Origin of the sequence: Bacillus solitudinis (assembly GCF_002797395.1) — a bacterium.
Classification (GTDB): Bacteria; Bacillota; Bacilli; order Bacillales; family Bacillaceae_D; genus Halalkalibacter_A; species Halalkalibacter_A solitudinis.
The window spans coordinates 3,862,852-3,888,748 of the sequence record NZ_KZ454943.1; the positions used below are offsets into that span (position 1 = coordinate 3,862,852).

Consider the following 25,897-nt stretch of genomic DNA (forward strand, 5'->3'; position numbering starts at 1 on the left):
TTTAAGTGAAAGAAAAAGAGGAAGAAAAATGGAGAAAAAAAGACGAGTAAGCTATACCTATCGACTCAACATTTTATTCTTAACGATATTTCTATTATTCTCCTCACTTATTTTTAGACTCGGATACATCCAAATTATAAATGGTGAGGCATTTGCAAGTCAGATAGATAACATGAAAGAACGAATGTTTCAAACGGATGTACCTCGTGGATTGATGGTGGATCGGTATGGAACGATTGTTGTTAACAATAAGGTAGAGTTCTCGGTAACTTATATGATGCCGTCAGAAAATACACGTCCATCCGCCGTATTAAAAGTAGCTCAAACACTTGAACCCTTCTTAACGATTGATACATCTAAAGTGACGGAAAGAGATAAGAAAGATTATCTTCTGGTAACGATGGCGGAAGAAGAGAGATATCAACTCGTAAGCAGGGAAGTACGTAACAACGTAGACAGCCATACTAAATTGTATCGATTAGAAGTGGAAGCAATAACGGAGAAACATCTGAAGACAATTAGTGATAAAGAGCTAAAAATAATTGCGATATTTCGAGAAATGGTTCAAGGAACAGCCAATGCCCCTCAGCGTATCAAGCGCGGGTTGACCGATGAAGAAGCACACTTAATTAGTGAAAACTTAGACCTGTTACCTGGGATTGACATTCAGTTAGATTCTAGCAGAATCTATCCTTATGGAGATGCATTTCGAGGGTTTTTTGGAAATGTAAACTTGATTCCAAGTGAAAAGCTTCCTTCTTATTTGGTAAGAGGCTATGAACGAAATGAGGTAGTAGGAACAAGTTATTTAGAAGCTCAATATGAAGAGTTGCTAAAAGGAGTAAAGGCTGTAACGAGTCAAGAGGGAGAGAATTTGGTAGGAGAACATTTATTTGAAAAGGATGGTCAAAGAGGGAATGATCTTATTTTATCAATCGATATGGAACTGCAGCAAAAGCTAGAAGATATTTTAGACAATGAGATGGATGCTGGCAAACATTCGTTTATTAAAGACCGTTCTGCGTATGCGGTAATCTTACATCCACGGACCGGTGATGTATTGGCGATGGCCGGATTTCTAGATTCAGTTGAAAGAGAAAATTCTAACATGGCCGATCATGTAGGAGTTGTAAATAAAGCATTCGAAATGGGTTCCTCCGTGAAGGCGGCATCCGTTTTGACTGGATTTCAAGAGGGGGTTACTAGCCCAGGAACTAAATTTAATGACCGAACAATTTATTTGCCCTCAACGCCACCAAAAGGAACGTGGAATAAAAGAGGGTTTGGTTGGATTGATGATGTTTATGCTCTTGAACAATCATCTAATGTGTATATGTTTGAAATCGGAATGAGACTAGCCAATTGCTATTACGCCGGCCCTAATACGCAATGCGGGTGGACCAGTTTAACGATAGCGGATGCTTATAACGTGGTTCGTAACAGCTTTTCTCAATTTGGATTAGGTGCTGAAACAGGGATTGATTTGCCTTCCTCCTTCAACGGGATGCAAGGGGAGAATACAAATGGAGGAAAGTTACTTGATTTGATGATTGGTCAATATGATACTTATACAACGCTACAGCTCGCCCAATATATCGCCACAATTGCAAGCGATGGTTATCGCATGAAAGTAAATCTAGTAACGGAAATTCGAGAACCAGTTGCTGACATAGATGAACATGGGGCAATTATTCATAAGTTTGAGCCGAGAGTTTTAAATAGAATTGAAATGAGCAATGAACATATAAAACGAACTCAATTAGGTCTTAGGCGTGTCGTTACCCATGGAAATGCAGCCGCGAGATTCTCAGAAAGTCCACAATATGAGGTTGCAGGAAAAACGGGAACAGCTCAAGTCAAGGTTGGCGTTCAACAGGGGGAAAAAACGACTGTCATTGATGGAGAGACACAAACCTTTGTTGGATATGCCCCGTTTAATGATCCAGAAATTGCTTTTGCTGTCGTGGTTCCTCATGCGAAACTAGACATCAATGGAGCGAGACAAGGAATGGCACAGCATATAGCAAGAGACGCTGTAAAAGCTTACTTTGAACTAAAAGAAAAGAGAACCGGGCCAAGCAAAGCTGAAGAGGAGAGGGATGACTAATGTTTAGCCTTACTACTGCGATAGCGGAACTAATCGTCATTGGGATGTTAAGCATCTTTATCAGGTTCTTATTTATACTGCTTTCGTTTAAAACCGACTAATGTAGGAACAAGGCGGGACTTTCTTATAAGAATTAGCTAAAAGACCGTGGATGCTGTCAAAGGTCAATGCAATAGAATGCTCTTAAGGGGGCGGCTATTAAGAGAAACTAAAAAGATCGCAATCGGATGTCCTGTTTTTACTCTTGGAGTTTGCTTACATTGATAGAGACGGTTTGGAAGACGAGATGGTCTATAATCTCCCTGCATTGGTAGTCTTCTTAATCTATAATATTTTGTATTCAATTGGACGAATTAGTTTGGGTTCTTGCGAGGGGATTCTCCAAGATTTTTATTTGATTTTACTGTTGGACTGTAACCCTTTTATCAGTAATTCTAATGACGTTTTTTGACCTCAAATCAAAAAAGTTATTGTTTAGAAAAGTGGAAAATTTAAAACCCTCCTAATCTTATACAATTCACAGGGAATATTAGTGCGATTACACTCTATGGAAATCGATCATTCAAAAAAATATTCCCTTAGGAGAAGTATTTTTTTATCTACTAGGAAAAATAGTCGTTTTTTCAGGCCTTGGTTTTATTGTTTGGTTATTGGGCTCTGAATTTCAAAGAGAATTAACAGGGTATCTTCCATGGATTCGTAAATTACTAGGTCCGTTTTTGGGGTTTATTGGAATTTATTTATTAGGCGTTTTCAAATTTTCATGGTCTTTTTCTTTTATAAAAAAACGGGACAAATCTTATGGAAAAAGTAAAGGGAGAGCTTTCTTTTTAGGCAGTAGCTTTTCATTAGGTTTTTGCCCAACAATGTTTCTTTTATTCTTTATGTTACTAATGCCAATGGCAGTCTTAAAAAGTTATGAATTTGTTCTTCCAAGTATATTTGCAATTGGAACCGCGATTCCGTTTATTTTAGCAATATTTTTAATTTGGTATTTTGGTCTAAATGGTGCTCTGATGAAAAAAAGTCGTATGGTCGGGAAGATCATCCAGCGGATTGCGGGTATTTTAATGATCGTTTTAGGTATTTTAGATACACTCACGTATTGGTGATTTTAAAGATGTAAGAGGTGGTAGTGATGCACAAAAAACAAAAACGTTTAATGAGTAGAAATTATACTACTTATTCTATTTGCTGCAATTGGTTATACATTTTATACAGCCTTTTTTAACGACTCTAATATGCTTTCTGTCGGAGACAAAGCACCCAATTTTATCTTATCTGATTTAAATGAGGATAAAATAGAACTTGAGAGTTTAAGAGGCAAAGGTGTATTTTTAAACTTTTGGGCAACGTATTGTCCTCCTTGTGAAAAAGAGATGCCCTATATGTAAAGTCAATACCAAGTTTACAAGGATCAAGGAATTGAAATTTTGGCAGTTAATGTGGATGAACCAGAACTAAGTGTAAAGCGATTTGTCCAGAGGGTTGGTGGTTTATCATTCCCAGTTGTTATTGACCGGGGTTCAAACGTACTTGATGCATATAACGTTAGTCCGTTGCTTACGCCTTTTTTAATAGATAAGGATGGAATGATCGTTGATGTGATTACTGGTGGGATGACGGAGGAAAACATTGGAGATTATTTGGAAAGTATTAAGCCTTAAAAATATAAAAGCTTTAAAAGCTTATACAAAAGGTAGGAACGAAGATGGTAGACTACATTTTTCAGAATCATGGCTTAGTTGAGCTTTGGGACTTTCCATTGCTTGGAATCCTTGTTATTGTTGGGATTGTCTATGTGGTGTTCACTGGTTCTTTTAATCATCTAAATCAAGGTATATATCGTATTACTTTTAAACAAAAAAGCTATTTTTTATTAGGTTCTGACAATAAATCTGTTTTGCTCTGCTAGCATTACCATGTATAATTACTTAGTAGTAAGTTACTTAGTTGATAAACAAATATGAGGTGAATGATGGCGAATGAAACAGTTTTGCTTACGGGTGCGAGTAGTGGAATAGGGTATGAATTAGCGAAAATTTTTGCTGAACATAATTACAACTTGATTCTTGTAGCAAGAAACAAAGAAAAATTAGAAGAAATGAAAACGGAGCTAGGTCAATCAACTATAAAAATCATGACGATTGCGAAGGACCTTTCTCTGCCTGAATCTCCTCAGGAATTATATACGGAAATTAAAGAGCGAGGAAGTTCTGTTGATATTTTAATAAACAATGCGGGATTTGGGATGTCCGGAAATTTTATTGAATTAGATTTGGACAAACAGCTTACTATGATGCAATTAAATATGTTTTCCTTAACGAAACTTACGCATTTATTTGTTCAGGATATGGTAAAGAACCACTATGGACGTATTATGAATGTTGGATCGATTGCCTCGTTTTTTTCGGTTCCAAAGATGAGTGTTTATGGGGCTAGCAAAGCTTTTGTTCTTTCATTTTCCGAATCATTAAATACTGAATTGAAACAGCAAGGCGACATCAAAGTAACCGCACTTTGCCCTGGTCCGACGAAAACGAATTTTGCCAAAGCAGCAAAGGTTGCGGAAATAGAGCAATTTAATAGTATTGGTTTGTCAGCCAAAGACGTCGCACTTAGTGGATACCGAGCGATGTTAAAAGGGGAGCCTGTGGTTGTACCAGGATTTAAGTTTAGGGCAGCCATCCACTCTATGCGATTTTTACCAAGAAAATTAGTGCAAACCTTAATCGGTAAAACTAATAAATAAAGGAGGTCTTGCAGATGGTTCAATCTAAGAGTGACGATATGTTTGAACTCTATGAGGCCTTTATTCTCGCTGCTAGAAATTGGTCGAATGAATGGAACAATCATAATCAAATTAGTCTTTCTCCTACACATGTTCTCATTCTTGAACTGTTAGAACTAGATAAGGTGAAACGTCCATCTAAACTTGCACAAGAACTTCATATAACCACGGGTGGTGTTACTGCTCTAACAAACAAACTTGTAAAAGATGGCTTCATTAAAAGAAGTCACCTTGAGGATGACCGCAGAGCCATCGTATTAGAAATAACGGATACAGGAAGAACGTTGTTAGAGGAAGCAAGAAAACAGAAAATGCTTATCATGAAAAAAATGTTTGGAATGCTTTCTGACTCTGAACTCAACCACATAAAAGAAATTTTTAAAAAAATGAACGAACGCGGTACTAAGGAGGAGGAGAAATGACCGAAAAGATGGCTCTAATTGTCGGGGCAACCGGTCTTGTCGGAAAAGAGTTAATAACGATTTTGCTTAATCAAAAGGAATATAAAAAGGTTACGGCCCTTGTTCGAAAGCCTTTAGGCTTCACACACCCTAAACTAGAAGAAAAGATTATTGATTTTGATCAATTAGATGAATTTGTTATTCCATTTCGAGTAGACGATGTTTTTAGTTGTCTTGGAACGACTATCAAAAAAGCAAAATCACAAGAAACGATGTATAAAATAGATGTGACGTATTCACTTGCGATTGCCAAACTGACGAAAAAGGTTGGGGCGAAACAATTTCTTTTTATTAGTTCTCCTTATGCAAACTCAAAATCATCGGTTTTTTACACAAGAATGAAAGGAAAATTAGAGGAGGAGGTCAGAAAGATTGATTTTGATTCCATTTCGATTTTTCGACCATCTCTGCTGCTTGGAAAACGCCAAGAATTCCGTTTAGGAGAAAAAATGGCTGAAGGTGTTTTTTCAGCTCTCTCCTTTCTCTTTATAGGTCCAGTAAAAAAATTCAAAGGCATTCAAGGAAAAACCGTTGCAAACGCAATGTTTAAAGCAGCGCAAATGAATCAAGGTGGAGTCACCATTTATTCGTCAGATCAGATTGAAGAGTTGGGAAAAGGGGTTTGACTCTACTGATTTAAAGCGGTTTAACTAGTAGATTGTGAGGACATCACCTTCATAAAAGAGATAATCATAAATTAAGTTAAAAAGACCACTATGCGCGAACATTATTCTGGGTTATTTTCTCTTCGTAACGAAGCAGGTGTCATAAGTTGAATAGTTTAAAATACATAGAGCATTTCCTGTAATGAGGAATGCTTTTTTTCTTGTCTGAAATTAAAACAATAACAATATAATTGATTTCAATATTTTTTTGTTGTCATTCGATAAATTATGTATTAAAGTCAAATAAATAAGTGGGATTCTTTTTATGAAACGTATACAAGGTTCATCAATTTTCTAAAATCTATTTAGCTATTATACAAGCAGGACTTACATATATTCAGAACCTTGGGAGGCACAAATCATGAGAGCATTAAAACAACTTGTTCGTTTTGGTTGGGAGCAGGCCCTATCATGTTTGTTTCCTGTCGTTATTTTTGCCTCTTTGGCTTTGACACAAATCATGCCGCTTCCCTTCCTACCACGGTATGACTGGCTGCTCATCATCTGCCTTCTGATGCAGTGGGGGATGGTGCGTTCAGGGCTTGAAACACGGGATGAACTAAAGGTTATCACATTGTTCCATCTTATTGGCCTTACTCTTGAACTTTTCAAGGTCCAGATGGGATCGTGGTCTTATCCAGATGAAGGATATTTCAAAATTTTTGGAGTGCCTTTGTATAGCGGATTCATGTACGCAAGTGTAGCGAGTTATCTTTGCCAGGCCTGGAGAAGGCTTAAGGTTGAACTGGTTAAGTGGCCACGTTTTTTGGTAGTTGTACCTCTTGCAGCTGCGATTTATTTGAATTTTTTTACTCACCATTATTGGGTTGACGTTCGATGGTGGTTATCTGGAGTTGTCATTATCGTCTTTTGGCAATCAAGGGTCACATACGGGGTTGATGGCACTCGTTATCGTATGCCACTCGTACTTTCTTTTGTGCTCATCGGATTTTTTATATGGATAGCCGAAAATATCGCAACGTTTTATGGAGCTTGGGAATATCCAAACCAACGTGATGCATGGAGTCTCGTTCATTTAGGAAAGGTGAGTTCATGGCTCTTATTAGTGATTGTTAGCTTTCTTATAGTAGCGACGTTAAAGCAGGTTAAGGGAAAAAAATATAGGATGAATTGCTCCGACAAGTGTTAACGCCTTTTTGTGAATATTATTTCACTAAAGATGCAAAATAGCTGGATTGCCGTATCTGTTATTAAAAAATGTAACTATAATAAAAGTAGCCGAATTAATAGAAATGGGGTAGAAGGGTGTCCACCTATAGAAGAGTCATGTCAATATGTCCCAAATGCAAGCAAGATAATTATGATGTCCGACCGAATCTACTAAACGTACCAGAACTTCAGTCTAAAGATGTTTTCATAGATAAGCACAGCTTTGGTCAGGCAAAATACTATTGTAGTGACTGTGATTACACATGGAAAAAATATAGAGGAAAGAAGCCTTATGAGTTAATTAACATCATATATGCAGAGGCTGGAGGCTATCCGGGACCGTATTTTAAGGTGAAAATTAATTTAAAAGAAAAAGAGATTGAGCATCATGTCGTAAACCCTGAGGGCAACTTCGACAATGATAGTTCGGTTAATACAGTTACCACAGATGACATACAATGGTTCCGTTCTGAACTACATAAATGTGATTTTGTTAATTGGGCAGAAGAGTATGTTGAGTTCGGCGTCTTAGATGGAGGACATTGGAGAGTCCGAATTGAATATGATAACTATTGTGAGATAAAAACTGGAAGTAATCACGTCCCTTTGAAATGGGCAAAGTTTTGTAAAAGCATTTCAAGATTGGGTGGGCATGATTTTTATTAATTGGTGCCAGACCTAGTTAAACATCAATTTTTATATAGGGAGGAACCGCCACCCTCGAGAGGACAGGTTTTATTATATTTGTAAAGCAAGAAGTATGTTCGATACATTTCTATCAAACGTGTTAACGCATTAAGGATCCTGACTCCCAGGCTTTAGAGCAGTGGGCTAGGCATCTTGTTTGATGAAAGGGGTTACATGAAGGTATAATTAAAGACGTATGACAATAAGGTAACCCACACTAGAGAGGCATAGTACGTGTCATTAAACGGAGGAGGCTTGAATCTTGGAAAAACTCTCCCCAGACTTACTGTTGAAAAAACTTCAACAATGGGTTGGGACGAATATTTACATCCATATTGAGGTGAACCCAGGCGGTTATTTTCGAAACGGCAAGGCTTCTTTGCAGCGGGCACATGTGAAAGGGGAACATGGATTTCGTGTCTTTTTGGAACTTGATGACCAAAAGTCAATCATCCATGTTGATCAGTTGACGCATATGGATATTGCTGATGACCTGGTCATCGTCACCGGTTACGATGAGCACGACCGACTTGCTCGCACATTAGAAATTAGTTCCCAGCCGTTTCCGATTTAAATTTATTAAAAATAGAAGGGATTCTACTAATGGCAACGATTTTGGCAGTTTTTGCACACCCAGATGATGAAACCTTTATTTGCGGTGGCACCATGGCAAAATACGGATATGAAGGTCACCGTATAGTCTTGGTTTGCGCAACGAAAGGTGAGATGGGTCGGCGGATGGGCGTTCCACCCATCGCAACGCGGGAAGACATTTCGATTATTCGTGAACAAGAACTTAAACATGCATGCAAAGCGCTAAAGATTAATAATTTAAGATTTTTAGGAATCCGTGACAAGTTAGTAGAAATTCAACCTTTGCAAACGCTCACAGAGACTATTCTTAAACAAATGATTGATGTAAAACCAGATTCTGTTGTAACGTTTCATGAAACCTTAGGGGGCCACCCTGATCACTGTACCATCGGACTCGCCACATCAAAAGCGTTTCAAATGTACCAAAAATATATCTCACAATCGAAGACCAACTTATTCTATGTTTCAGATGGTAGTGTTGCAAAAAATCCACACCAAGTTGGGCTTGAACCACAGCAAATAACGAAAATTAATGTTAAAGACTATCTGCCGTTCAAATTACAAGCATTTCGCGCACATAAAACACAATCAGAAATAAATGAATGGGTATGGTTGCGTGATGAATTAAGCTTGAAAAAATTTCCGGACTATGAATATTTTATCCAAGCGCATACGCCGTATCACGACGGAGCAATATCATTGTTCCCTCAAGAAAGAGATAAATGAAAAATTAGGAGAGATGAAAAATGCCAAAAGTACTGATGACATTCCCCGAAGGAAAATTTAAAGTGTTAACAATGAGTTATGACGATGGGAAGGCAGCCGACAGAAAACTTGTCAATACGTTTAATAAAAATGGGATAAAAGGAACATTTCATATTAATTCTGGTTTACTTGGAACAGGGGACCGTATTCCCGGAGAGGAAATTGCCCAACTATACCGTAATCACGAAGTATCCACGCATACCGTAACACATCCGACCATAGCTCGCTCACCGAAAGAGCAACTTATTGAAGAGTTTGTCGAGGACCGCAAAAATTTAGAGAAAATCGTTGGATACACGGTAAGAGGTTCTTCTTATCCGAATGGATCGTATAGCAGTTTTATTAAAAACTTGCTGCCGTACCTGGGAATCGAATATTCTAGAACCGTCAACAGCACGGGCAATTTTGCGATGCCTGATGATTTCTTAGAATGGAACCCAACATGTCATCACAACCGCGATTTAATGAAAATTGCAGAGGATTTTGTGAACCTACATAAGAAACAATATTTATATATGATGTATGTATGGGGACACAGCTATGAATTCGACAACGATCAAAATTGGCATGTGATCGAAGACTTCTGCGAATATATCGGAAATCGTGAGGATATCTGGTATGCGACAAATATTGAAATTGTTGATTATGTCAAAGCATTCCAACACCTGAAATTCTCTGCGGATAGTCATTTTGTTTATAACCCATCGGCAATGTCCGTATGGCTTAGTGTCGATGAGAAAATCGTCGAAGTAAAAGGCGGCGAACAAGTTGAATTAACGAAGAAAACGACGGCTTTGCTATAAATTAACCGGATCTAACGCTACAAATTACATAGTGCAAGGTCCTGATAGGGAAATAAAAAAAATGCTAAACGGCTATAGCCGTTTAGCATTTTTTATGGTTGCACCATTTAAACGTCTCCAGAGGGAAAATCTATAAGTTTTTTGGTGAGTATCCGGCATACTACATAGAGACAATGCTATTTACATTAAAAAATTAACAAGGAGTTGAAACAAGTGTCAGATTTCTGTCCAGCTTTATGGCCGGAAGAACCAACTCCCACCAGCCTTATTAATTGCAGTGAATGTGGTCTTGATGAACATGGAACAAGAATGGTTTGGGGAGAGGGGAATCCAGAAGCCCCAATTATAGTCTTGCTAGATAACCCGGGAGCCCGTGAAGACAAAGAAGGGAATCCGTTTGTGTGTGGGACAAGGCAAACCTTACAAACAGCGGTTAACCAAGTTGGTTTAAAAACTAGCGACATATATGTAACATATCTGCTAAAGCGAAAGCCTGTTCGAGCTTATGATAAAGAGACTGTCAGACAAATTTGTATGGGGCATCTTAATCAGCAATTACAAATGAAAAAACCTTTGTTCATAGTATGCTTAGGAAATATTGCTGTCCAATCCTTTTTTCAGAATCCAGAAGCAGAAGTAAAATCTTTACGTGGAAAGCTTCATGATGTTAGAGGATATCAGACTGCCGTAGCCTATCATCCTTTGGCTATTAGACGAAGGCCCAATTTATGGGCTAACTTTTTGGATGATTGGAAATACCTTGCTAGTCAGTATGCCAAGGGGTAACAGAAGAACTTTTCACTCCTATTGAGGAACCGCCTTCTTGTTTATAGCCGAATTCTTGAAGCAACTTCCCCCTACACCGATGCATGTTTTGTCCAACTTGCGAATAGCTATAAACAAAGATGAAAGGGACATCTTACCGGATTTAAGGTCTTGGTGGATTTGAACTTTTAACTAGGGGGATTTTGAATGGTTGAAGGAATTCTTACGTTATTCGTGAGTGAACAGCAAGCCCAATCTATGGTATCCAACCCATTGATTGAATTTATTTTCATGGTGTTATTTGTCACATTTGTTGTAGCGGTATTTGTTCATTTTATCTTATATAATAAATTACGAAGAATACGTAGCTTTATTAGTGGAACTAATTCATTGAAGATTGCGCCGGTCAATACATTTCAAGAGGAATTTGAATTTAAGAATCAACAGGAATCGGTGAAAGTTGAGACCTTTGTTCAAAATAAGTTCTCGGGTTGGCGTATATTTAACATTCCGGTCGTAAGTCTTATTAAAATGATTCAGATGACCGTTTCCGTCTTCATATTAGTTGGTGTACTAGGAACATTCATCGGACTTGCTATGTCACTCGGAAGTATAGATTCGACAGGGGATCAGCTTGTAGAAAATGTGGCACTGGTGCTAGCTGGCATCGATGTCGCCTTTTACACAAGTATTGCTGGGATGGGGTTATCGCTCGCCATGACAGTTATTACTCGAGTAGCGAATACGGAATATCTATTAACGGATATCATGTTAAAAACAGAATCGTATTTGGAAGAGAACGAACAAGATGCCATGCACCGTCTCATTGATGTTTCAGAGACCATTAACTCCTCCATCGTTCAGCTTCGGGAAACGAACCAAGAATCGTTGCAAAGCATTGTAGACTCCTTCAAAGGTTTCCAAGACTATACTGGTGGGTTGCAGCAATCTGCGAAGGATTTGGCGAAGTTTAATGAAGGTCTTACAGATAATTTAAAGGATTTCACGATCCTCATTGATAATGTCAAAGAAGTAACCCATGGCTTTGATAAAGGGGTTACGAAGCTAAATAAGAATTTCGATCAATTATTCTCTTATTTTTACAAAATGGATCAACGAAACGAAAAGATGACGAGTGCGTTTACTGAAACGTATCAAAAAATAGCTGAACTAACAACCTCTCAGACGGAGACGATGAACCACTTTCAAGATTCAGTTGTCGATTTGAAGGACTTTTTCTCCTCCGTTGTGGGGAACCAGGAATTTATGAATAATGCTTTCAAGAAAGTGAACACACAAAGTGATCAGTTGGTAAAAACAATGAAAGATCACAACCAACAGTTTCAACGGATTTTTGGAGACGATGTTAGCTCAAAACTATCAGGAATCAATTCGTATTTAGGGGAGCTGAAAAATGATTTCCATACACTTAGCAATGCAATTGGTCGACTGCCCGATGAGCTAGAAACGATTAACAGAGCTCAAGAAGAGAATAAAAATCTGCTCTCAATCCGTTTTGACGAACTGAAGCAATTTAATCAAGAGTTTTACAATCATTTAAAAGCTCATTCAGCCAATTCTCATGCCTATGAAAAATATTTGAACGATGCATCCAGGTTCTATGAGCAACTAGGTACGAATAATCAGCAAATTCTCAATGACATCAATCGGACCATAACACAAATGTCAGATTCATTTTCTACGAGAGAAAATCAGATAGAGTCAAGCGTAGCGATTTTAAAAGATACGCTCTCAAGATATGTTGCTACGTTAGAAGGAACCCTTGGTGATAAATTGGAAAAGGTAAGTCGGAACATGGGGGATTATGTGCTAGATATTAATGATGCCATGAAGAAAGAATTCAAGCAAATTGGGGAGATAACCGAAGAAAGCCAACTCAGAAATGCTCGTTATATGCAGCAAACCATCCAAGCGTTGAGTCAAGAATTTACTCAGTTAAATCGCCAGCTACAATCGATTTCACAAGATAGTAGACAGAGCAGCCGAGTAAGGGTTGAAACACATGATTAATAAATATAAAAAGCTGTTTCATCATGAAGAGGAGGAAAGTCATTTTTGGCCGTCATTCACGGATTTATTAACGGCACTTCTGCTTTGTTTTATCCTGATTTTTATTACGATGATGGTCATTAAATCGTTTCAAATTGAAGAGATGAAACGAACCATTGACCAAATTATGGGCGTTCGAGTGAATATTATTGAGGATTTAAATGAAGAATTTAACGATTCGGCTCTAAGTATTGAAATTGATGAGAAAACAGGCGCGTTAATCTTTAATACAGATATTTTGTTTGAGTTTGACGCGGCGGTGTTAAAGCCAGAGGCGTTTAAATTTCTAGATGAATTTGTTCCTGCCTATTTAGATGTGTTACTCGAAAATGGATATGATCAGTATATTTCAGAAATCATCATCGAAGGTCATGCCGATAAACATGGAAGCTATTTGTATAATCTAGAACTTTCCCAACAAAGAGCGTTCAGTGTAGCGGAGTATATCCTTAGTGAAGAGTTCCCTTATAAAAACATTCAAGACCATTTAAAAACGAAATTAACAGTGAACGGAAGATCCTACACTGAAGGGCGTACCGATGAAGAGGGGAATTATAGCAATCAAGCATCAAGACGAGTAGAATTTAAATTTCGCTTAAAAGATGAAGAGATTTTGGAGAAGACACGTGAATTACTAGGGAAGTGACTCGCATAACGGCTATCATCAACCCCTAATTCAGGCACAGTAAGAAAAGTCTATTTCTAGCGAGACAATCCTATATTTTCTTCTCTTTAATGAATAAGGTATGATAAGCTATATCTTATTCAACTTAGAGCGGGTGTAGCAAATGAACGAGAGACAGAAGGAATTATTACGAATATTGCTTGCTCATGCAGAAGGAGCTTTGCAATTAAAAGAGTTGTCAGAGAAACTGGGTTGTGCTGAAAAAACGATACGAAACGATTTGGATCGCTTAGAAGAGTCTCTTCAAGATTATTCGAGTGCAAATCTCATTCGGAAGCCAGGCCTTGGAATTTTGATTGATATTAACGGAGAAGACCGATCCAACCTTTTTAACAACATACTATCTTTTGAGAGAAGAACAACAGAAGAGCGCTTGTTAGAAATAGCGTTTCAGCTTTTAACAAACGATAAGGCGATTACTTTACAGCATGTTGCAGATGAGTATTATGTGCCAAAAGCAACGATCAAAAAAGATATGCTTACTCTTGGAAATTGGCTTCAACGTTTTGATTTACAACTTATTTCTAAGACAAGGCTCGGTCACGTGATTCAGGGTTTAGAACTAAATAAACGACATGCCTTAGCACATTTGTCTGAATTAGTTCAAGCTACTCAACTTGAAACAAATTATGTATTGGATTTATTTATGGCTTATGAAGTGACTGCTGTCCGGAAAGCATTACGGGATATGCAGCGTGAGTTTTCGCTTTCTTTCACAGAGGATGCGATAGAGAGTTTGCTCGTACACGTGTTAATTATGATTAAGCGTACACGGCAAAAATCGCCCGTCTTTGTCCATGATGCAGAAAAGGAGAAGGCTGTTGAGCGGAGAGAATATGCCTATGCCCGTTGGCTTTTTAATCAGTTGGAGTCGGCGTTTCGATTGTCCTTTCCAGAAGAAGAGCAAGTTTACATTACATGGCATCTTATCAGCGGTAAACGTACAGGTGAGGATGCCGTAGAACAGCTAGAATACAATAACAGCGAAATGGATATTGTAAACGTATTAGTTGGGAAGATGGAGAAGTTAACATTGTTTCCATTTGAATCGGACTCGATATTAATAAAAGGGCTAGCGGTTCATATGCACTCTGTTATTAGTCGAATTAAGTATGGTTTTCCGATTACCAATCCATTGCTACCTAATATTAAAAAAATGTATCCCTATATGTTTAATATGGCTATCTTAACGCTTGAAGAAATTAAATCTACCTTTGCGATTGATATTCCTGAAGATGAGGCTGCTTATATAGTTCTTCATTTTCAAGCTTCCATTGAAAGACTTGAAGGGAAGAAGGAGAAAAAGGAAAAAGCATTAATTGTATGTCATATGGGTATTGGTATGTCACACTTATTAGAAGCGAAAATACAACAGCAATATCAGGAAATTGATATCGTCGGATGTATTGCGAAAGCCGAAGTTCAAGAATATCTGAAAACTCACAAAATCAATTTTATTATTTCAACGGTTCCACTTGAAAAAATAACACATGAATATATCGTTATTTCTCCATTGTTTGGACAAGAAGACAAGAAAGCATTAAACCGTTTTATGGAGAAACTGAAGAAGAAACGCACAGAACCGAACGATTCTAACAGCTTAATTCGATTTCTACAGGACGATCTCGTTTTTTTTGATGTGGACAAAGGGCATCGATATGAAGTAGTCGAGATGCTTGCGACTTCTCTTTACCAAGGGGGCTATGTTGAGAAAGGGTTTATTCATAGCGCAGTCAATAGAGAGAGGACATCGTCAACTGCCATTGGCGGAAGGATCGCGATTCCACATGGAAGCCCATTGATGGTTAAGGAATCTGTGATAGCCGTTGCGCTCATGAGAGAGGCGATGGAGTGGGGAAATGAACGCGTAACCCTTGTCATGATGTTAGCCCTCTCCAAGGAAAACCAACAAAACTTCCGAAGTGTTATGGGGCAGATAGCTTTTCTAAGTGAGTCGCCATTCATCGTTCAAGAGTTAGTAGAGGCGCAAAGCTACAAAGACTTCTCGCAGATTTTAGATAGACAACGGTAATAATTAAGAGTGGACACTTATGTCCATTCTTTTTTATTGTCGTGAAGGTAATCTATCTATAATAGCGCTTTCTTAATAAATCTATTTTTACCGTAACTTGCGGTAAAAGAAAAAGATAATGCACTGTATGTTTGGACTTATGATAAGAGTAAGCAATTATTAGATAGGGGGAAACACATTATGGGGAAAATATTAGCTATTACAGCTTGCCCAGTCGGTATTGCTCATACGTATATGGCTGCAGAGAATTTGCAAAAAGCCGGTAAAGCGTTGGGTGTCGACATCAAGGTGGAAACACAAGGTTCGATAGGGGTAGAGAATGAGTTGACAGAACAAGATATTGCAGAAGCTGATGGAATTATTATCGCAGCGGATAAGGAGGTAGCAAAGGAACGTTTCGCAGGAAAGAAAGTAATTGTAACGGGTGTTCAAGATGGAATCCGTAAACCAGAAGAACTGATTAAACGAATTCAAAACGGAGATGCTCCTGTTTATAAGCCGGAATTAGCGTCTACCGGCGAATCAAACAATCGCAAACAAAAGAGCAATCCTATTTATAAGCACTTAATGAGTGGTGTGTCTTATATGGTTCCATTCATTGTCGTCGGGGGATTACTCATTGCGCTTGCATTAACGCTTGGAGGCGTGCAAACACCAGGTGGAATTCAAATACCAGACGATTCCATTTGGAAACAGGTCGAAGCTCTTGGTGGCACTGCTTTCATGTTCATGATTCCAATTTTAGCAGGATTCATTGCTGTCAGTATTGCTGACCGACCGGGTCTTGTACCAGGTATGATTGGTGGATATATCGCAGCCACGGGTAGTTTTTATGGAAGTGAAGCTGGTGCAGGGTTTATCGGTGGGATTATTGCTGGTTTCCTAGCGGGTTATATTGCTCTTGGAATTAAAAAAATTAAAGTGCCAAAAGCCATCCAGCCGGTTATGCCAATTATTTTCATTCCTATCTTTTCAACGGTCATTGTTGGGTTATTATTTATTTATGTTATCGGGGCTCCAGTAGCTCAAATTTTTGAATCATTAACTGTATTTCTTGCAGGTATGCAAGGTGGAAGCACAATTTTACTTGCGTTGATTCTTGGCGCTATGATTACAGTTGATATGGGTGGGCCATTCAATAAAGTAGCATTTCTATTCGGTTCCGCTATGATTGCGGAAGGAAACTATATGATTATGGGACCCATAGCAGTAGCAATCTGTATTCCACCAATTGGACTTGGAATCGCAACCTTCCTAAGCAAGCGTAAATTTCGTCAAGCTGACAAAGAAGCAGGGAAAGCTTCATTTACAATGGGACTTTTCGGTATTACAGAAGGAGCAATCCCGTTCGCCGCACAAGATCCACTTCGTGTTATCCCGAGTATTATGGTCGGGGGGATGACAGGCTCTGTGATTGCAATGATGGCAAATGTAGGAGACCGAGTGGCTCATGGTGGACCGATTGTAGCCGTACTCGGTGCAGTAGATAATGTCGTTATGTTTTTCATCGCAGCGATTATAGGTTCCTTCGTAACAGCATTCATGGTCATCGCATTGAAGAAGGATGTGGAACCGAATGCAGCGAATGTTAACGCAGTTTCTGGGGCGATGAAAGAGAAGAATGTGGTAGAAGAAACAACAACCAATGAGATTACCAAGTTAACGGATATAACAACCGTCGATTTAATTGAAACCGATTTAAAAGGAAATACACGTGATGATGTAATCGATGAATTGATTTCTAAGCTTGATACAGTAGGTGTTCTAAGCTCTAAACAAGCATTTAAACAAGCTATTTTAACTCGTGAAGAGGAAAGCTCCACAGGACTTGGAATGAATATTGCCATTCCACACGGCAAATCAGACGGAGTGAAACGACCAACTGTTGTTTTTGGAATGAAACGTGATGGCGTAGACTGGAATAGTTTAGATGGAACAGAAGCCAAGCTAATTTTTATGATTGCGGTGCCGACTGAAGCGGCAGGAGATGCTCATCTAAAAATACTCCAAATGCTTTCTCGTAAGTTAATGGATGATGCTTTTAGAGAACAACTGCTTGGTGTGACATCGAAAGAAGAAGCTTTTATCTTACTTAAAACAATTCAATAAATAATAGAATAGGTGAGAGGAGAGCATGATTTGCTCTTCTCTCAGTATTACTAAAGTATGGAGGCTACTATGTACATAAATGAACCTATCTTTTTACAACCAGTTTTTCAGGAAAGAATCTGGGGTGGGCAAAAGTTAAACAGTGAATTTGGCTACGATATTCCATATACTCAAACGGGAGAAGCTTGGGTTATTTCTGCGCATCCACATGGCCCGAGTCTAATCACGAATGGCCCGCTGAAAGGGAAAACTTTAGCGGATGCGTGGAAAGACCATGGCGAACTTTTCAATAAAAAGAAGAATGACCAAGAAGAATATCCTTTATTAGTAAAGATATTGGATGCTGCGGATGATCTTTCTGTCCAAGTCCACCCGAATGATCGGTTTGCCCGCGAAGTTGAAAATGTACCTTATGGCAAAACAGAATGTTGGTATGTTTTAAGTGCGGAAGAAGGAGCAGAGCTTGTGTTAGGTCACCAAGCCAACACAAAAGAAGAACTAGAAGAAATGGTCGATAAAGGGAAATGGGACGAGTTGCTAAGACGCATCAAGGTAAGGGCAGGCGATTTTGTTTATGTTCCAAGTGGCACGATTCATGCGATTGGTAAGGGGATCGTCATTTTAGAAACACAACAAAGTTCAGATATTACGTACCGGGTTTACGACTATGATCGAACGGATGGAGCAGGCCAAACACGTGAACTGCATTTAGAACGTGCCAAACAAGTAACAACTGTTCCGCACCAAGACGTGAATGGAGAACATACAGAAAAGGTCATAGGTGATTTAGTCGAAAAAAAATTGGTGGAAGAGCAGTATTTTACCGTCTACCACTGGATGTTAAATGGAAAAGCGTCACGTGAAGTAACAAACGACTTTTTACAAGTTAGTGTTATTGCGGGAAATGCTCAACTTACAATGGCTGGTCAATCATTTTCTCTATCAAAAGGAGACCATTTCTTAGTACCTCATGGGGTAGCTAGCTATGATTTAGAGGGAGTTGCGGAATTTATCGTCTCACATGTGTAAGCTCATTGAGGAAACAAAAGAAAGGGAGTCGTGAAGATGAAAAATATAATGTGGGATTATATAAATGAGGAAACAGATAAACTAATGGATTTACTCGATCACAACCAAATTGACCAATTTTTAAAGGCGTATGATACGACAACTATCAGCAAAGTGATTTTTGTTGCTTCGGGCAGCTCCTTAAATATTGCGACAGTAGCAAAACGATTTTATGAAGACGTAGCACAAATTGAAATAAGAACGTATACGCCATTTGAATTTTTGGGTCATAGTAAAATAGTTGAAAGCTTTGATAGAGCAGCAACCCTAGTTGTTGCGATTTCTCAAACGGGTACGAGTAGTGGCACCGTTCAATCAATAGAACGAGCAAAAGAGCTTGGTTTTACAGTACTATCTATGACCGAAAGAAAGGAGACACAAGTCGAGCAGCTAGGAGATTATTATTTCAATTTCTTAAGCGGGTTAGAATCATGCAATGCCAAAACAAAAGGCGTTAGTAACTCTTTAACCCTTTTAATCGTATTAGCGATTTCGGTTGGCAAAGAGAAAGGGCTTATTTCAGAAGAGCTCTTTAAAGCGTATATCGACGAAATAACAGCAAGCATTAACGATATCACCGCAACAATTAAAGCAACGAAGAAATGGACGGAAAATCATCAAGATTGGAGTACCATCAATCAATTTCTAGTCGTTGGTCATGGAACCAATTATGGATCTGCAGTCGAGGGGGCATTAAAAATTCTCGAGACGTTATGCGTACCGGGGTCAGTGTGCGAAATAGGTGAGTTTTCACACGGGGTTCACCGTACAATGACTAACGCAAGTAATGTCATGCTGATTCAAACTGAAGAATACGGTCAAGAGGTTATGGAAAAAACGATTGACTTTTTAAGTGGAACAGTAGGTAGGCTACTCGTTGTAAATGCAACAAGTGAACCAGTCCAAGACGAACGCTATATTAATGTAGCATATCGTCCATTAACAGCCTCATGTTTAAATATTACGGTAGCATTCCAAGTGCTTGCAACGGCACTGCCAGAAATTAACGGTGACGATCCAAACCGTCCAATGAACAATGACCTTACAAAAATCGTTAATACGAGAGTGTAGTTTAAAAAGCACTGAAAAAGGGTGCTTTTCCTTTTTCAGTGCCCTCTTAGTAAACGGGATAAATTGATTCGCAAGCACACAAAGTCAACTTAGAAAATATTTAAAGTTCTCCCTTTACTAGGACTAAATCTATATGAATTTCACTCGATTTCAAGATTTTTTGGATCCTCTCTATGGTCACTTCAGTTAGCAGATTTAACTCACCTGCATGATCAAATAGGTAGACAGTAAAGTTCTCTGTAAGATTGGCTAGAAAGGAGTCTAGATGAGTGCCGGCATTTTGGAGATAAACACTATCAAACTCAATGATTCCTAACAAGCTTTTGCTTTGGTTAATCACTTGTTTCATCCCCTCAAGGACAAACGCTTCATACCCTTCCACATCAATCTTGAATAAGATTCTTTCTTTGCTTACATCCTGATCTTTCAATAAGGAGTCTACTGTTACCGTTTGGACAAGATGCTTTTCTACCATCTGTGAATAGATTTCTTTTCCTGAAGAAGTACCTGACCAGTTTGTGTCTATGTAAAAATCCTGATCTTGATGTTCTAGGTTTGATGCAAATGCATTGATAATTTGAATCTGGTTTTTATTTGGGTGATTGTCAAGTGACTTATTTATAAAAGGTATGAGCTGTGCATTTGCCTCAACTCCATATACTTTTGTTTCAGTAGGGTACTTTACAGAAAATAAACATTCCCCATAATTAACTCCGATATCCAATACCGTAGTTGGAGAATATTCTTTGACAGAGCGCTCCCAAAACTTAACTAAGCGCTCTTGTGTGATGCCACTGCTAATTAACAAAGCACGGCCCCTGTTTTCCAGTGGATTGATATGTAAATCGAAGGAAGATGGCAGCTTAATGTATGTTGGTAACTTTTCGAGATTTATCGTTTTGTATTTCATAAAGAGGCCAATGTTCAGAATGTATTTCCAAGTTTTTGGGTATTTTGCCCATAACTTTGTTATAACTGGGATCTCAACCATTGTCCTAGAAAAACTACTCATTCAAACACTCCTTAAAAATAATTTGATACCGCTAATTTTACAGTGAATTTATTAACAGAATGTTAATTTTAAATAAATTTTACGATCAGAGAAGAATTAGATTACTAGAGGAAATGCGTTGAATGGTTTTTTAATAGTGCATTAACTTGCGTAAACTACCAATTTAACAAACTTACTCAAGATTGAAGTAGATTTAGTTAAACTTAAAGGAAACCTCGACAGTTTTTCAACCTCAAATCATTAGAATAGTTGTTATATATTTATTGTTTTATTGAAAGTTGACTCAAAAATTTGATGAATCGACATTTGAGTGAACCTGCATTTTTGTGTTAACGACAGCCCCTACGCTAATTTACAATGTAAAAAGAGTTAAAGTCACATACTTTATACCGAAATGGATAGAAGTGTGTTAGTGTAAAAGTAGAAACCTTATATTAGAATTGTTTACAAATGACATAGATATGAAAAATATAAGAGGTGAGCCAGATGAATGATAAAGCATGTTGTTGCTTAGCAATGCGCGAACAAGTAGATACAGTAAAAGCGTTCGAAAGTGAAATGGCTATTAAAAAGTCCAAAACACTAAGACATGGGGAGGAGCTAATTGAACTCACTGGTGGCGAATTCCTGATGGGAACAGATGATGTGGAAGGGTTTAAAGCTGATGGGGAAGGTCCTGTTCGAAAAGTGTATGTGTCGCCATTTGCCGTTGATCGCTTTTCAGTAACAAATAAACAATTTCAAGAATTCGTTGAAGAAACAGGATACAGAACAGAAGCTGAGTGGGAGTATGCCGCACGAGGGGGTCTTGTTCAAAAGAAATATCCATGGGGAGATAAGCTAACACATAAAAAAAAGCATGTATGCAACATCTGGCAAGGAGTGTTTCCTACAAATAATACTGCCAAAGATGGTTATGTATCGACAGCTCCTGTTGATGCTTTTCAACCAAATGGTTTTGGCTTATACAATGTGGCAGGGAATGTATGGGAATGGTGTTCTGACTGGTTTTCAAATACCCACCCAGAAGCTACTGTCTTAAATGATCCAAATGGTCCAAGCGAAGGTTCGGCCAGAGTTATGAGGGGGGGCTCCTATCTCTGCCATAAATCCTATTGTAATCGTTACAGGGTTGCTGCGAGAAGTAGCAATACTCCAGACAGTTCTACGGGGAATACAGGCTTTAGATGTGCTATTAGTCTTTAATTGGCTTTGAAAAGTACATGTTGGCTTAGTTTAAAAGTCGAAGCCACTTAAAAAGTCCATTTTAGTAGATTCAAGGAAAAAGCAATGGCTCCACACGTTGCAAGAGCATGTTTTGATTAATCTTTTTTCAAAACATGCTCTTGCTATTTCTTTAGGTTAAAAGCACTTTTTTGATTGACTTTTATTATGAAGCCCCATGACGCAAGGATCGCCTCTCTGTCTCAATAGTGTTCAAGAAACCTTGAGTATGGTTTGGTAGAAGGGCATGCTGAAGTCCATTTTAGTAACTTTTTAAAAAAAGGTGAAATTATTTTTATTGTTATCTCGTTATTGAAGGTGTAAGAGTAAACGATACTTGCGCAAGTTCGTTTCAGGAGGGTGCTATGGAAGAAGAACGAAAAAGGATTGAAGAGGTACTCGCTGGAGACAAGCATGCCTTTACCTACATCATAAATAAATACAAAAATCAATTGTATGCGACGATTTTACGAATGACGAAGCAGCCTCAAGATGCCCAAGACTTAGTTCAGGAATGTTTCATCAAGGTCTATCGTCAGCTTTCTAAATATGATCATCAAGGCTCATTCAAAAGCTGGATCTACCGTGTTGCTATTAACCACTGCATGGATGAGTTTCGAAAAAAACGTTATAAAATAAAGCACGTGGAGTTTCAAGATAGTGTAAGTGAACCACGTACAAATCCAGAAATGATTTTTCTGAAAAAGGAGAAAGAACGTCAACTTGAGCGATTGCTTTTAAACTTGCCAGAGGATGAGCGGATGATTATTCTATTGCGCTACATTCAGGAATTAAGTTATGAGGAAATCAGCACTCTTGTTGATTTGCCACTTTCAACTGTGCGTAACAAGCTTCACCGCGCTAAAAAGAAGATGAGGAATGAAGCAAAGCAAAAGGGGGGTTATTTTGATGAAGTGTCCAACGATAGATAGATTGTCCCAATATGTGGATGAACTTCTTTCTGAACAAGACTACAGCGATATCAAAGCACATATCGAAGCGTGCTCGGAGTGTCAAAAGGTCGTAGCAATCTTTAAGCAGGAAAATGATTTTATGACAAAAACATTACAGGCTCCTGCGCTATCTGATGATTTTGCAACGACGATTATCAGTCAAATAGAGCCTTACCATCAAGAGAAAAGGAAAAAAAGGTACTGGAAAAAACTTGTCAGTGTCGCAGCAATATTGATGGTAGCGATTGGTCTGAGTACATCAGTTAATCCTGCATTTGCACAGTGGGTTGGTGGATTATTTTCTGATGGGGGAGGAGTGGATGAAGGTCTTCAAATGGCTTCGGAGGCTGGGTTTATGGAACGTGTAAACGAGGAGGTAACCGATCAAGGGTTAACATTTAAAGTGGAGGATGTGGTCGCCGATACATCTCGAGTGGTATTCTCTTATCAAGTCTTGTCCAAAAGCGGGAAGCTGAAAAACATCTACTTTGATTTGGCAGAGGACGTAAATGAAGTTCTTGTTACAACTGAGCAGGGCGACCCCATTGATGTCTCAAGCTTGGGCTGGGGATTCACGGGTGATTATGGAATCATCGAGTTTTCCACACCGAGAGTAGAAGGTATGAAGGAAATGATCGTTACGTTTCAGTTGCGAGAGTTAGATGGTAAAGAAGGGGAATGGTATTTAGAGATTCCAGTTAATCTTGAAGCCAGTTTGGCAGCTGCAACAACGGTTCCTTTAGAAGAATCGACGAATGAACATGGTGTCAACGTGCAACTAAAAGAGGTTCGCTCAGCACCCTCGACAAAAGAACTTTTCTATGAAACGAAATTCACCGACGAAGAACAAGTAAGAATAGAAGCAGAGATAGAAGAAATAGAAGAGGAATTTGGAGAAGAAATTGTTCATTCCTTCACTCGCTTCGGAACAGCTATTTCTTATCATATCGTTGATGAATCAGGGAAATTAATCTATCAAAAAGAATCGTTTTTTGAAGATTTTGGACAATCAAGTGATTCTCGATCGATTAGTGGTAGTGGAGAAGATTTAGGTGAGACCGGACACCTTGCCTGGAAAGAGTCATTTATCCCACAACGTGATGAACAGAATCTTTCATTTGTCCTTGATGGGATGATCAAAACAGAGCCTGCAGATTTTGAGATTACCTTCAAGCCGGAGGACCTGAAAAAAGAGCCCATTTCCTTTGAATATGAGGGCAACTATTTCACCATCAAAGAGGCAAAAAGAAAAAATAATTATTCACTGCGTAAATCGTTATTCCCCCTTAACATTGAACGAAACTTTGCCATTGAAATCAAAGGGAGTAAGGAAGGACAATCAAGTGAAATGAGGGATTGGGTACTTATTGATGAAAAGGGTAATGCCTATCCTTTATTAAAAAGAGAATCCATTTTTAATAAAACCAATGAAGAGGGTAGATATCTAACGACGAGTACTCTTTGGAGTGACCGTCTTGATGACGCACCAGAGGAGATCACATTACGTCTACTTTCTGTAACTCGGTATTACCCTGTCGCAGAACCTTGGAAGATGCCTTTATATTAGAGGGGAAATGTACTTGTAAATTGTACTTGATAAAATGGATAGTCTAATTATAAGAGACTTACAAGTGCTATCCGGTATGGATGAGCGCTTGTTTGTATTTAAGAACTTAGATGTTTACAGTACTTAGAAATTAGAAAACTATGGTAAAAATTCAGAGTTATGGTAAAGTTAAAATATTGGGAAAAAGAGCAAGTTGTGCTCGAAATAGTCGTGAAAGAGATGCTAACCAAGGAGAGGGAGGATTGTCATATGAAAGCAGCTGTTTATACAAAATACGGCCCGCCCGATGTTCTTCAAATTAACGAGGTAGAAAAACCTACGCCTAAGGACAATGAAATCCTAGTAAAGGTTTATGCGACACCGGTAAGTTTCGGGGATATTATGGCTCGCAACTTCAAAGAAATCTCTCCGCGTAAGTTCACGATGCCTTTCGCTCTCTGGCTACCCTCGCGAATAGTTTTCGGGATTAGAAAACCAAGAATAAGAATACTAGGATCTCAATTTGCGGGTGAGATTGAAGCAACAGGTAAAGACGTAAAACGATTTACAAAAGGGGACCAAGTCTTTGGATATCGGGGTCAACACTTCGGAACCTATGCCGAGTTTCTATGTATGCCTGAAGACGGAGTGGTAGCAATAAAACCTGCCAATATGACCTTTGAAGAAGCTTCCACGGTACCTTATGGGGCATTAATGGCTTTAAATTTACTTAAAAAAGTAAAAATCGAAAGCGGACAAAAAGTTCTTATCAATGGTGCGTCTGGAGATATAGGTTCAGCTGCAGTTCAGCTTGCCAAGTTTTACTACGGGGCAGAAGTGACAGGGGTATGCAGTACCCCGAGAATGGAACTGGTAAAGTCTTTAGGAGCTGGTAAGGTCATTGACTACACGAAAGAGGATTTCACCAAGAACAATGAGACATATGATCTTATTTTTGACATATTAGGCAAGAGTTCGTTTTCAAAATGTAAGAGCTCTCTAAGTGAAAGCGGCTGCTATCTTTTAGCTAGCTTTAAGACGAAACAGCTTTTTCAAATGCTAGGGACGAGTGTGGCAGGCAGTAAGAAAGTAATCTGTGCGTTGGCTTTGGAAAAGACTGAAGATTTAAATTTCATCAAAAAGCTGGTTGAGGCAGGGAAAATAACATCCGTTATTGATAGACATTATTCACTAGAGAGAATTGCTGAGGCGCATAGTTATGTTGAAAACGGAGAGAAAAAGGGGAATATTGTTATAATTGTAAGCGCCTGAATGACTAGGATGCATGTTATATTGATAAAAATTCTAGGAAGCACATG

The 25,897-nt window shown here is 38.5% G+C and carries 23 protein-coding genes and 1 pseudogene; 23 read left to right on the forward strand and 1 reads right to left on the reverse strand.

What is annotated here, in order from left to right; translation table 11 throughout:
* Window positions 1–28: 28 nt before the first annotated feature.
* The 19 genes and pseudogenes from CEF19_RS18895 to CEF19_RS18985 all read left to right on the forward strand — a co-directional run bounded on the left by CEF19_RS18895 (window position 29) and on the right by CEF19_RS18985 (window position 19,843).
* Complete coding sequence (locus tag CEF19_RS18895; RefSeq protein WP_100407504.1) at window positions 29–2,107, forward strand: peptidoglycan D,D-transpeptidase FtsI family protein; 2,079 nt, start codon at window positions 29–31, stop codon at window positions 2,105–2,107.
* A gap of 638 nt (window positions 2,108–2,745) precedes the next feature.
* Window positions 2,746–3,219 (forward strand): sulfite exporter TauE/SafE family protein, encoded by a 474-nt coding sequence (locus tag CEF19_RS18900; protein WP_264755156.1) that lies wholly within the window; start codon window positions 2,746–2,748, stop codon window positions 3,217–3,219.
* 26 nt (window positions 3,220–3,245) lie between these two features.
* Window positions 3,246–3,774, forward strand: a pseudogene (gene resA / locus CEF19_RS18905) (thiol-disulfide oxidoreductase ResA).
* 44 nt (window positions 3,775–3,818) lie between these two features.
* Window positions 3,819–4,022: a hypothetical protein gene (locus CEF19_RS18910; RefSeq protein ID WP_100407506.1), complete on the forward strand. Its 204-nt coding sequence runs from the start codon at window positions 3,819–3,821 to the stop codon at window positions 4,020–4,022.
* Between the two features lie 63 nt (window positions 4,023–4,085).
* On the forward strand, window positions 4,086–4,859 hold the full coding sequence (locus CEF19_RS18915) for an SDR family NAD(P)-dependent oxidoreductase (RefSeq protein WP_157801008.1): 774 nt from the start codon (window positions 4,086–4,088) through the stop codon (window positions 4,857–4,859).
* Between the two features lie 14 nt (window positions 4,860–4,873).
* Window positions 4,874–5,320, forward strand: coding sequence for a MarR family winged helix-turn-helix transcriptional regulator (locus CEF19_RS18920; protein WP_100407508.1), 447 nt, complete (start codon window positions 4,874–4,876; stop codon window positions 5,318–5,320).
* Window positions 5,317–5,985 carry an oxidoreductase gene (locus tag CEF19_RS18925; RefSeq protein WP_100407509.1) on the forward strand — a complete coding sequence of 223 codons (669 nt, stop codon included), beginning with the start codon at window positions 5,317–5,319 and terminating at the stop codon, window positions 5,983–5,985. The genes CEF19_RS18920 and CEF19_RS18925 overlap by 4 nt, the downstream gene beginning before the upstream one ends.
* A gap of 400 nt (window positions 5,986–6,385) precedes the next feature.
* Window positions 6,386–7,174 carry a DUF817 domain-containing protein gene (locus tag CEF19_RS18930; RefSeq protein ID WP_100407510.1) on the forward strand — a complete coding sequence of 263 codons (789 nt, stop codon included), beginning with the start codon at window positions 6,386–6,388 and terminating at the stop codon, window positions 7,172–7,174.
* A gap of 116 nt (window positions 7,175–7,290) precedes the next feature.
* Window positions 7,291–7,860 carry a hypothetical protein gene (locus CEF19_RS18935; RefSeq protein ID WP_100407511.1) on the forward strand — a complete coding sequence of 190 codons (570 nt, stop codon included), beginning with the start codon at window positions 7,291–7,293 and terminating at the stop codon, window positions 7,858–7,860.
* Between the two features lie 283 nt (window positions 7,861–8,143).
* Window positions 8,144–8,455 (forward strand): DUF1806 family protein, encoded by a 312-nt coding sequence (locus CEF19_RS18940; protein ID WP_157801009.1) that lies wholly within the window; start codon window positions 8,144–8,146, stop codon window positions 8,453–8,455.
* Between the two features lie 29 nt (window positions 8,456–8,484).
* On the forward strand, window positions 8,485–9,201 hold the full coding sequence (locus CEF19_RS18945) for a PIG-L family deacetylase (RefSeq protein WP_100407513.1): 717 nt from the start codon (window positions 8,485–8,487) through the stop codon (window positions 9,199–9,201).
* 20 nt (window positions 9,202–9,221) lie between these two features.
* Window positions 9,222–10,043, forward strand: coding sequence for a polysaccharide deacetylase family protein (locus CEF19_RS18950; RefSeq protein ID WP_100407514.1), 822 nt, complete (start codon window positions 9,222–9,224; stop codon window positions 10,041–10,043).
* A 213-nt stretch (window positions 10,044–10,256) separates the two neighbouring features.
* Complete coding sequence (locus CEF19_RS18955; RefSeq protein ID WP_100407515.1) at window positions 10,257–10,829, forward strand: uracil-DNA glycosylase; 573 nt, start codon at window positions 10,257–10,259, stop codon at window positions 10,827–10,829.
* Window positions 10,830–11,015: 186 nt separating this feature from the next.
* Window positions 11,016–12,839: a MotA/TolQ/ExbB proton channel family protein gene (locus tag CEF19_RS18960; RefSeq protein WP_100407516.1), complete on the forward strand. Its 1,824-nt coding sequence runs from the start codon at window positions 11,016–11,018 to the stop codon at window positions 12,837–12,839.
* Window positions 12,832–13,524 (forward strand): OmpA family protein, encoded by a 693-nt coding sequence (locus tag CEF19_RS18965; protein WP_100407517.1) that lies wholly within the window; start codon window positions 12,832–12,834, stop codon window positions 13,522–13,524. The genes CEF19_RS18960 and CEF19_RS18965 overlap by 8 nt, the downstream gene beginning before the upstream one ends.
* A 142-nt stretch (window positions 13,525–13,666) precedes the next feature.
* Complete coding sequence (locus tag CEF19_RS18970) at window positions 13,667–15,595, forward strand: BglG family transcription antiterminator (RefSeq protein ID WP_100407518.1); 1,929 nt, start codon at window positions 13,667–13,669, stop codon at window positions 15,593–15,595.
* A gap of 180 nt (window positions 15,596–15,775) precedes the next feature.
* Window positions 15,776–17,704, forward strand: coding sequence for a PTS fructose transporter subunit IIABC (locus CEF19_RS18975; RefSeq protein WP_100407519.1), 1,929 nt, complete (start codon window positions 15,776–15,778; stop codon window positions 17,702–17,704).
* A 69-nt stretch (window positions 17,705–17,773) separates the two neighbouring features.
* A complete protein-coding gene (manA, locus tag CEF19_RS18980) occupies window positions 17,774–18,733 on the forward strand; it encodes a mannose-6-phosphate isomerase, class I (RefSeq protein ID WP_100407520.1) in 960 nt (319 codons plus the stop codon).
* A 36-nt stretch (window positions 18,734–18,769) separates the two neighbouring features.
* Window positions 18,770–19,843 carry an SIS domain-containing protein gene (locus CEF19_RS18985; protein ID WP_100407521.1) on the forward strand — a complete coding sequence of 358 codons (1,074 nt, stop codon included), beginning with the start codon at window positions 18,770–18,772 and terminating at the stop codon, window positions 19,841–19,843.
* Between the two features lie 100 nt (window positions 19,844–19,943).
* Here the strand turns inward: CEF19_RS18985 and CEF19_RS18990 are convergent, their stop codons facing one another.
* Window positions 19,944–20,855: an FkbM family methyltransferase gene (locus CEF19_RS18990; protein WP_100407522.1), complete on the reverse strand. Its 912-nt coding sequence runs from the start codon at window positions 20,853–20,855 to the stop codon at window positions 19,944–19,946.
* 486 nt (window positions 20,856–21,341) lie between these two features.
* Here CEF19_RS18990 and CEF19_RS18995 point away from each other — a divergent pair, with 486 nt between their 5' ends.
* From CEF19_RS18995 to CEF19_RS19010, 4 genes are all read left to right on the forward strand, one after another.
* Window positions 21,342–22,061, forward strand: coding sequence for a formylglycine-generating enzyme family protein (locus CEF19_RS18995; protein WP_100407523.1), 720 nt, complete (start codon window positions 21,342–21,344; stop codon window positions 22,059–22,061).
* Window positions 22,062–22,444: 383 nt separating this feature from the next.
* Window positions 22,445–23,011, forward strand: a complete 567-nt coding sequence (locus CEF19_RS19000) for an RNA polymerase sigma factor (protein ID WP_100407524.1) — start codon at window positions 22,445–22,447, stop codon at window positions 23,009–23,011.
* The gene (locus CEF19_RS19005; protein ID WP_198510321.1) at window positions 22,989–24,599 is read left to right on the forward strand and encodes a DUF4179 domain-containing protein; all 1,611 of its coding nucleotides are present in this window, start codon (window positions 22,989–22,991) and stop codon (window positions 24,597–24,599) included. The genes CEF19_RS19000 and CEF19_RS19005 overlap by 23 nt, the downstream gene beginning before the upstream one ends.
* Window positions 24,600–24,848: 249 nt before the next feature.
* On the forward strand, window positions 24,849–25,850 hold the full coding sequence (locus CEF19_RS19010; protein WP_100407526.1) for an NAD(P)-dependent alcohol dehydrogenase: 1,002 nt from the start codon (window positions 24,849–24,851) through the stop codon (window positions 25,848–25,850).
* Window positions 25,851–25,897 lie beyond the last annotated feature (47 nt).

What these genes read in the sequence shown, in the direction of transcription:
- CEF19_RS18915 (WP_157801008.1), top strand. Translation starts at nt 4,086, where the DNA reads ATGGCGAATGAAACAGTTTTGCTTACGGGTGCGAGTAGTGGAATAGGG.
- CEF19_RS19000 (WP_100407524.1), top strand. Translation starts at nt 22,445, where the DNA reads ATGGAAGAAGAACGAAAAAGGATTGAAGAGGTACTCGCTGGAGACAAG.
- CEF19_RS18975 (WP_100407519.1), top strand. Translation starts at nt 15,776, where the DNA reads ATGGGGAAAATATTAGCTATTACAGCTTGCCCAGTCGGTATTGCTCAT.
- CEF19_RS19005 (WP_198510321.1), top strand. Translation starts at nt 22,989, where the DNA reads ATGAAGTGTCCAACGATAGATAGATTGTCCCAATATGTGGATGAACTT.
- CEF19_RS18920 (WP_100407508.1), top strand. Translation starts at nt 4,874, where the DNA reads ATGGTTCAATCTAAGAGTGACGATATGTTTGAACTCTATGAGGCCTTT.
- CEF19_RS18985 (WP_100407521.1), top strand. Translation starts at nt 18,770, where the DNA reads ATGAAAAATATAATGTGGGATTATATAAATGAGGAAACAGATAAACTA.
- CEF19_RS18950 (WP_100407514.1), top strand. Translation starts at nt 9,222, where the DNA reads ATGCCAAAAGTACTGATGACATTCCCCGAAGGAAAATTTAAAGTGTTA.
- CEF19_RS18970 (WP_100407518.1), top strand. Translation starts at nt 13,667, where the DNA reads ATGAACGAGAGACAGAAGGAATTATTACGAATATTGCTTGCTCATGCA.
- CEF19_RS19010 (WP_100407526.1), top strand. Translation starts at nt 24,849, where the DNA reads ATGAAAGCAGCTGTTTATACAAAATACGGCCCGCCCGATGTTCTTCAA.
- CEF19_RS18945 (WP_100407513.1), top strand. Translation starts at nt 8,485, where the DNA reads ATGGCAACGATTTTGGCAGTTTTTGCACACCCAGATGATGAAACCTTT.
- manA (WP_100407520.1), top strand. Translation starts at nt 17,774, where the DNA reads ATGTACATAAATGAACCTATCTTTTTACAACCAGTTTTTCAGGAAAGA.
- CEF19_RS18925 (WP_100407509.1), top strand. Translation starts at nt 5,317, where the DNA reads ATGACCGAAAAGATGGCTCTAATTGTCGGGGCAACCGGTCTTGTCGGA.
- CEF19_RS18965 (WP_100407517.1), top strand. Translation starts at nt 12,832, where the DNA reads ATGATTAATAAATATAAAAAGCTGTTTCATCATGAAGAGGAGGAAAGT.
- CEF19_RS18990 (WP_100407522.1), bottom strand. Translation starts at nt 20,855, where the DNA reads ATGAGTAGTTTTTCTAGGACAATGGTTGAGATCCCAGTTATAACAAAG.
- CEF19_RS18960 (WP_100407516.1), top strand. Translation starts at nt 11,016, where the DNA reads ATGGTTGAAGGAATTCTTACGTTATTCGTGAGTGAACAGCAAGCCCAA.
- CEF19_RS18995 (WP_100407523.1), top strand. Translation starts at nt 21,342, where the DNA reads ATGAATGATAAAGCATGTTGTTGCTTAGCAATGCGCGAACAAGTAGAT.
- CEF19_RS18930 (WP_100407510.1), top strand. Translation starts at nt 6,386, where the DNA reads ATGAGAGCATTAAAACAACTTGTTCGTTTTGGTTGGGAGCAGGCCCTA.
- CEF19_RS18895 (WP_100407504.1), top strand. Translation starts at nt 29, where the DNA reads ATGGAGAAAAAAAGACGAGTAAGCTATACCTATCGACTCAACATTTTA.
- CEF19_RS18910 (WP_100407506.1), top strand. Translation starts at nt 3,819, where the DNA reads ATGGTAGACTACATTTTTCAGAATCATGGCTTAGTTGAGCTTTGGGAC.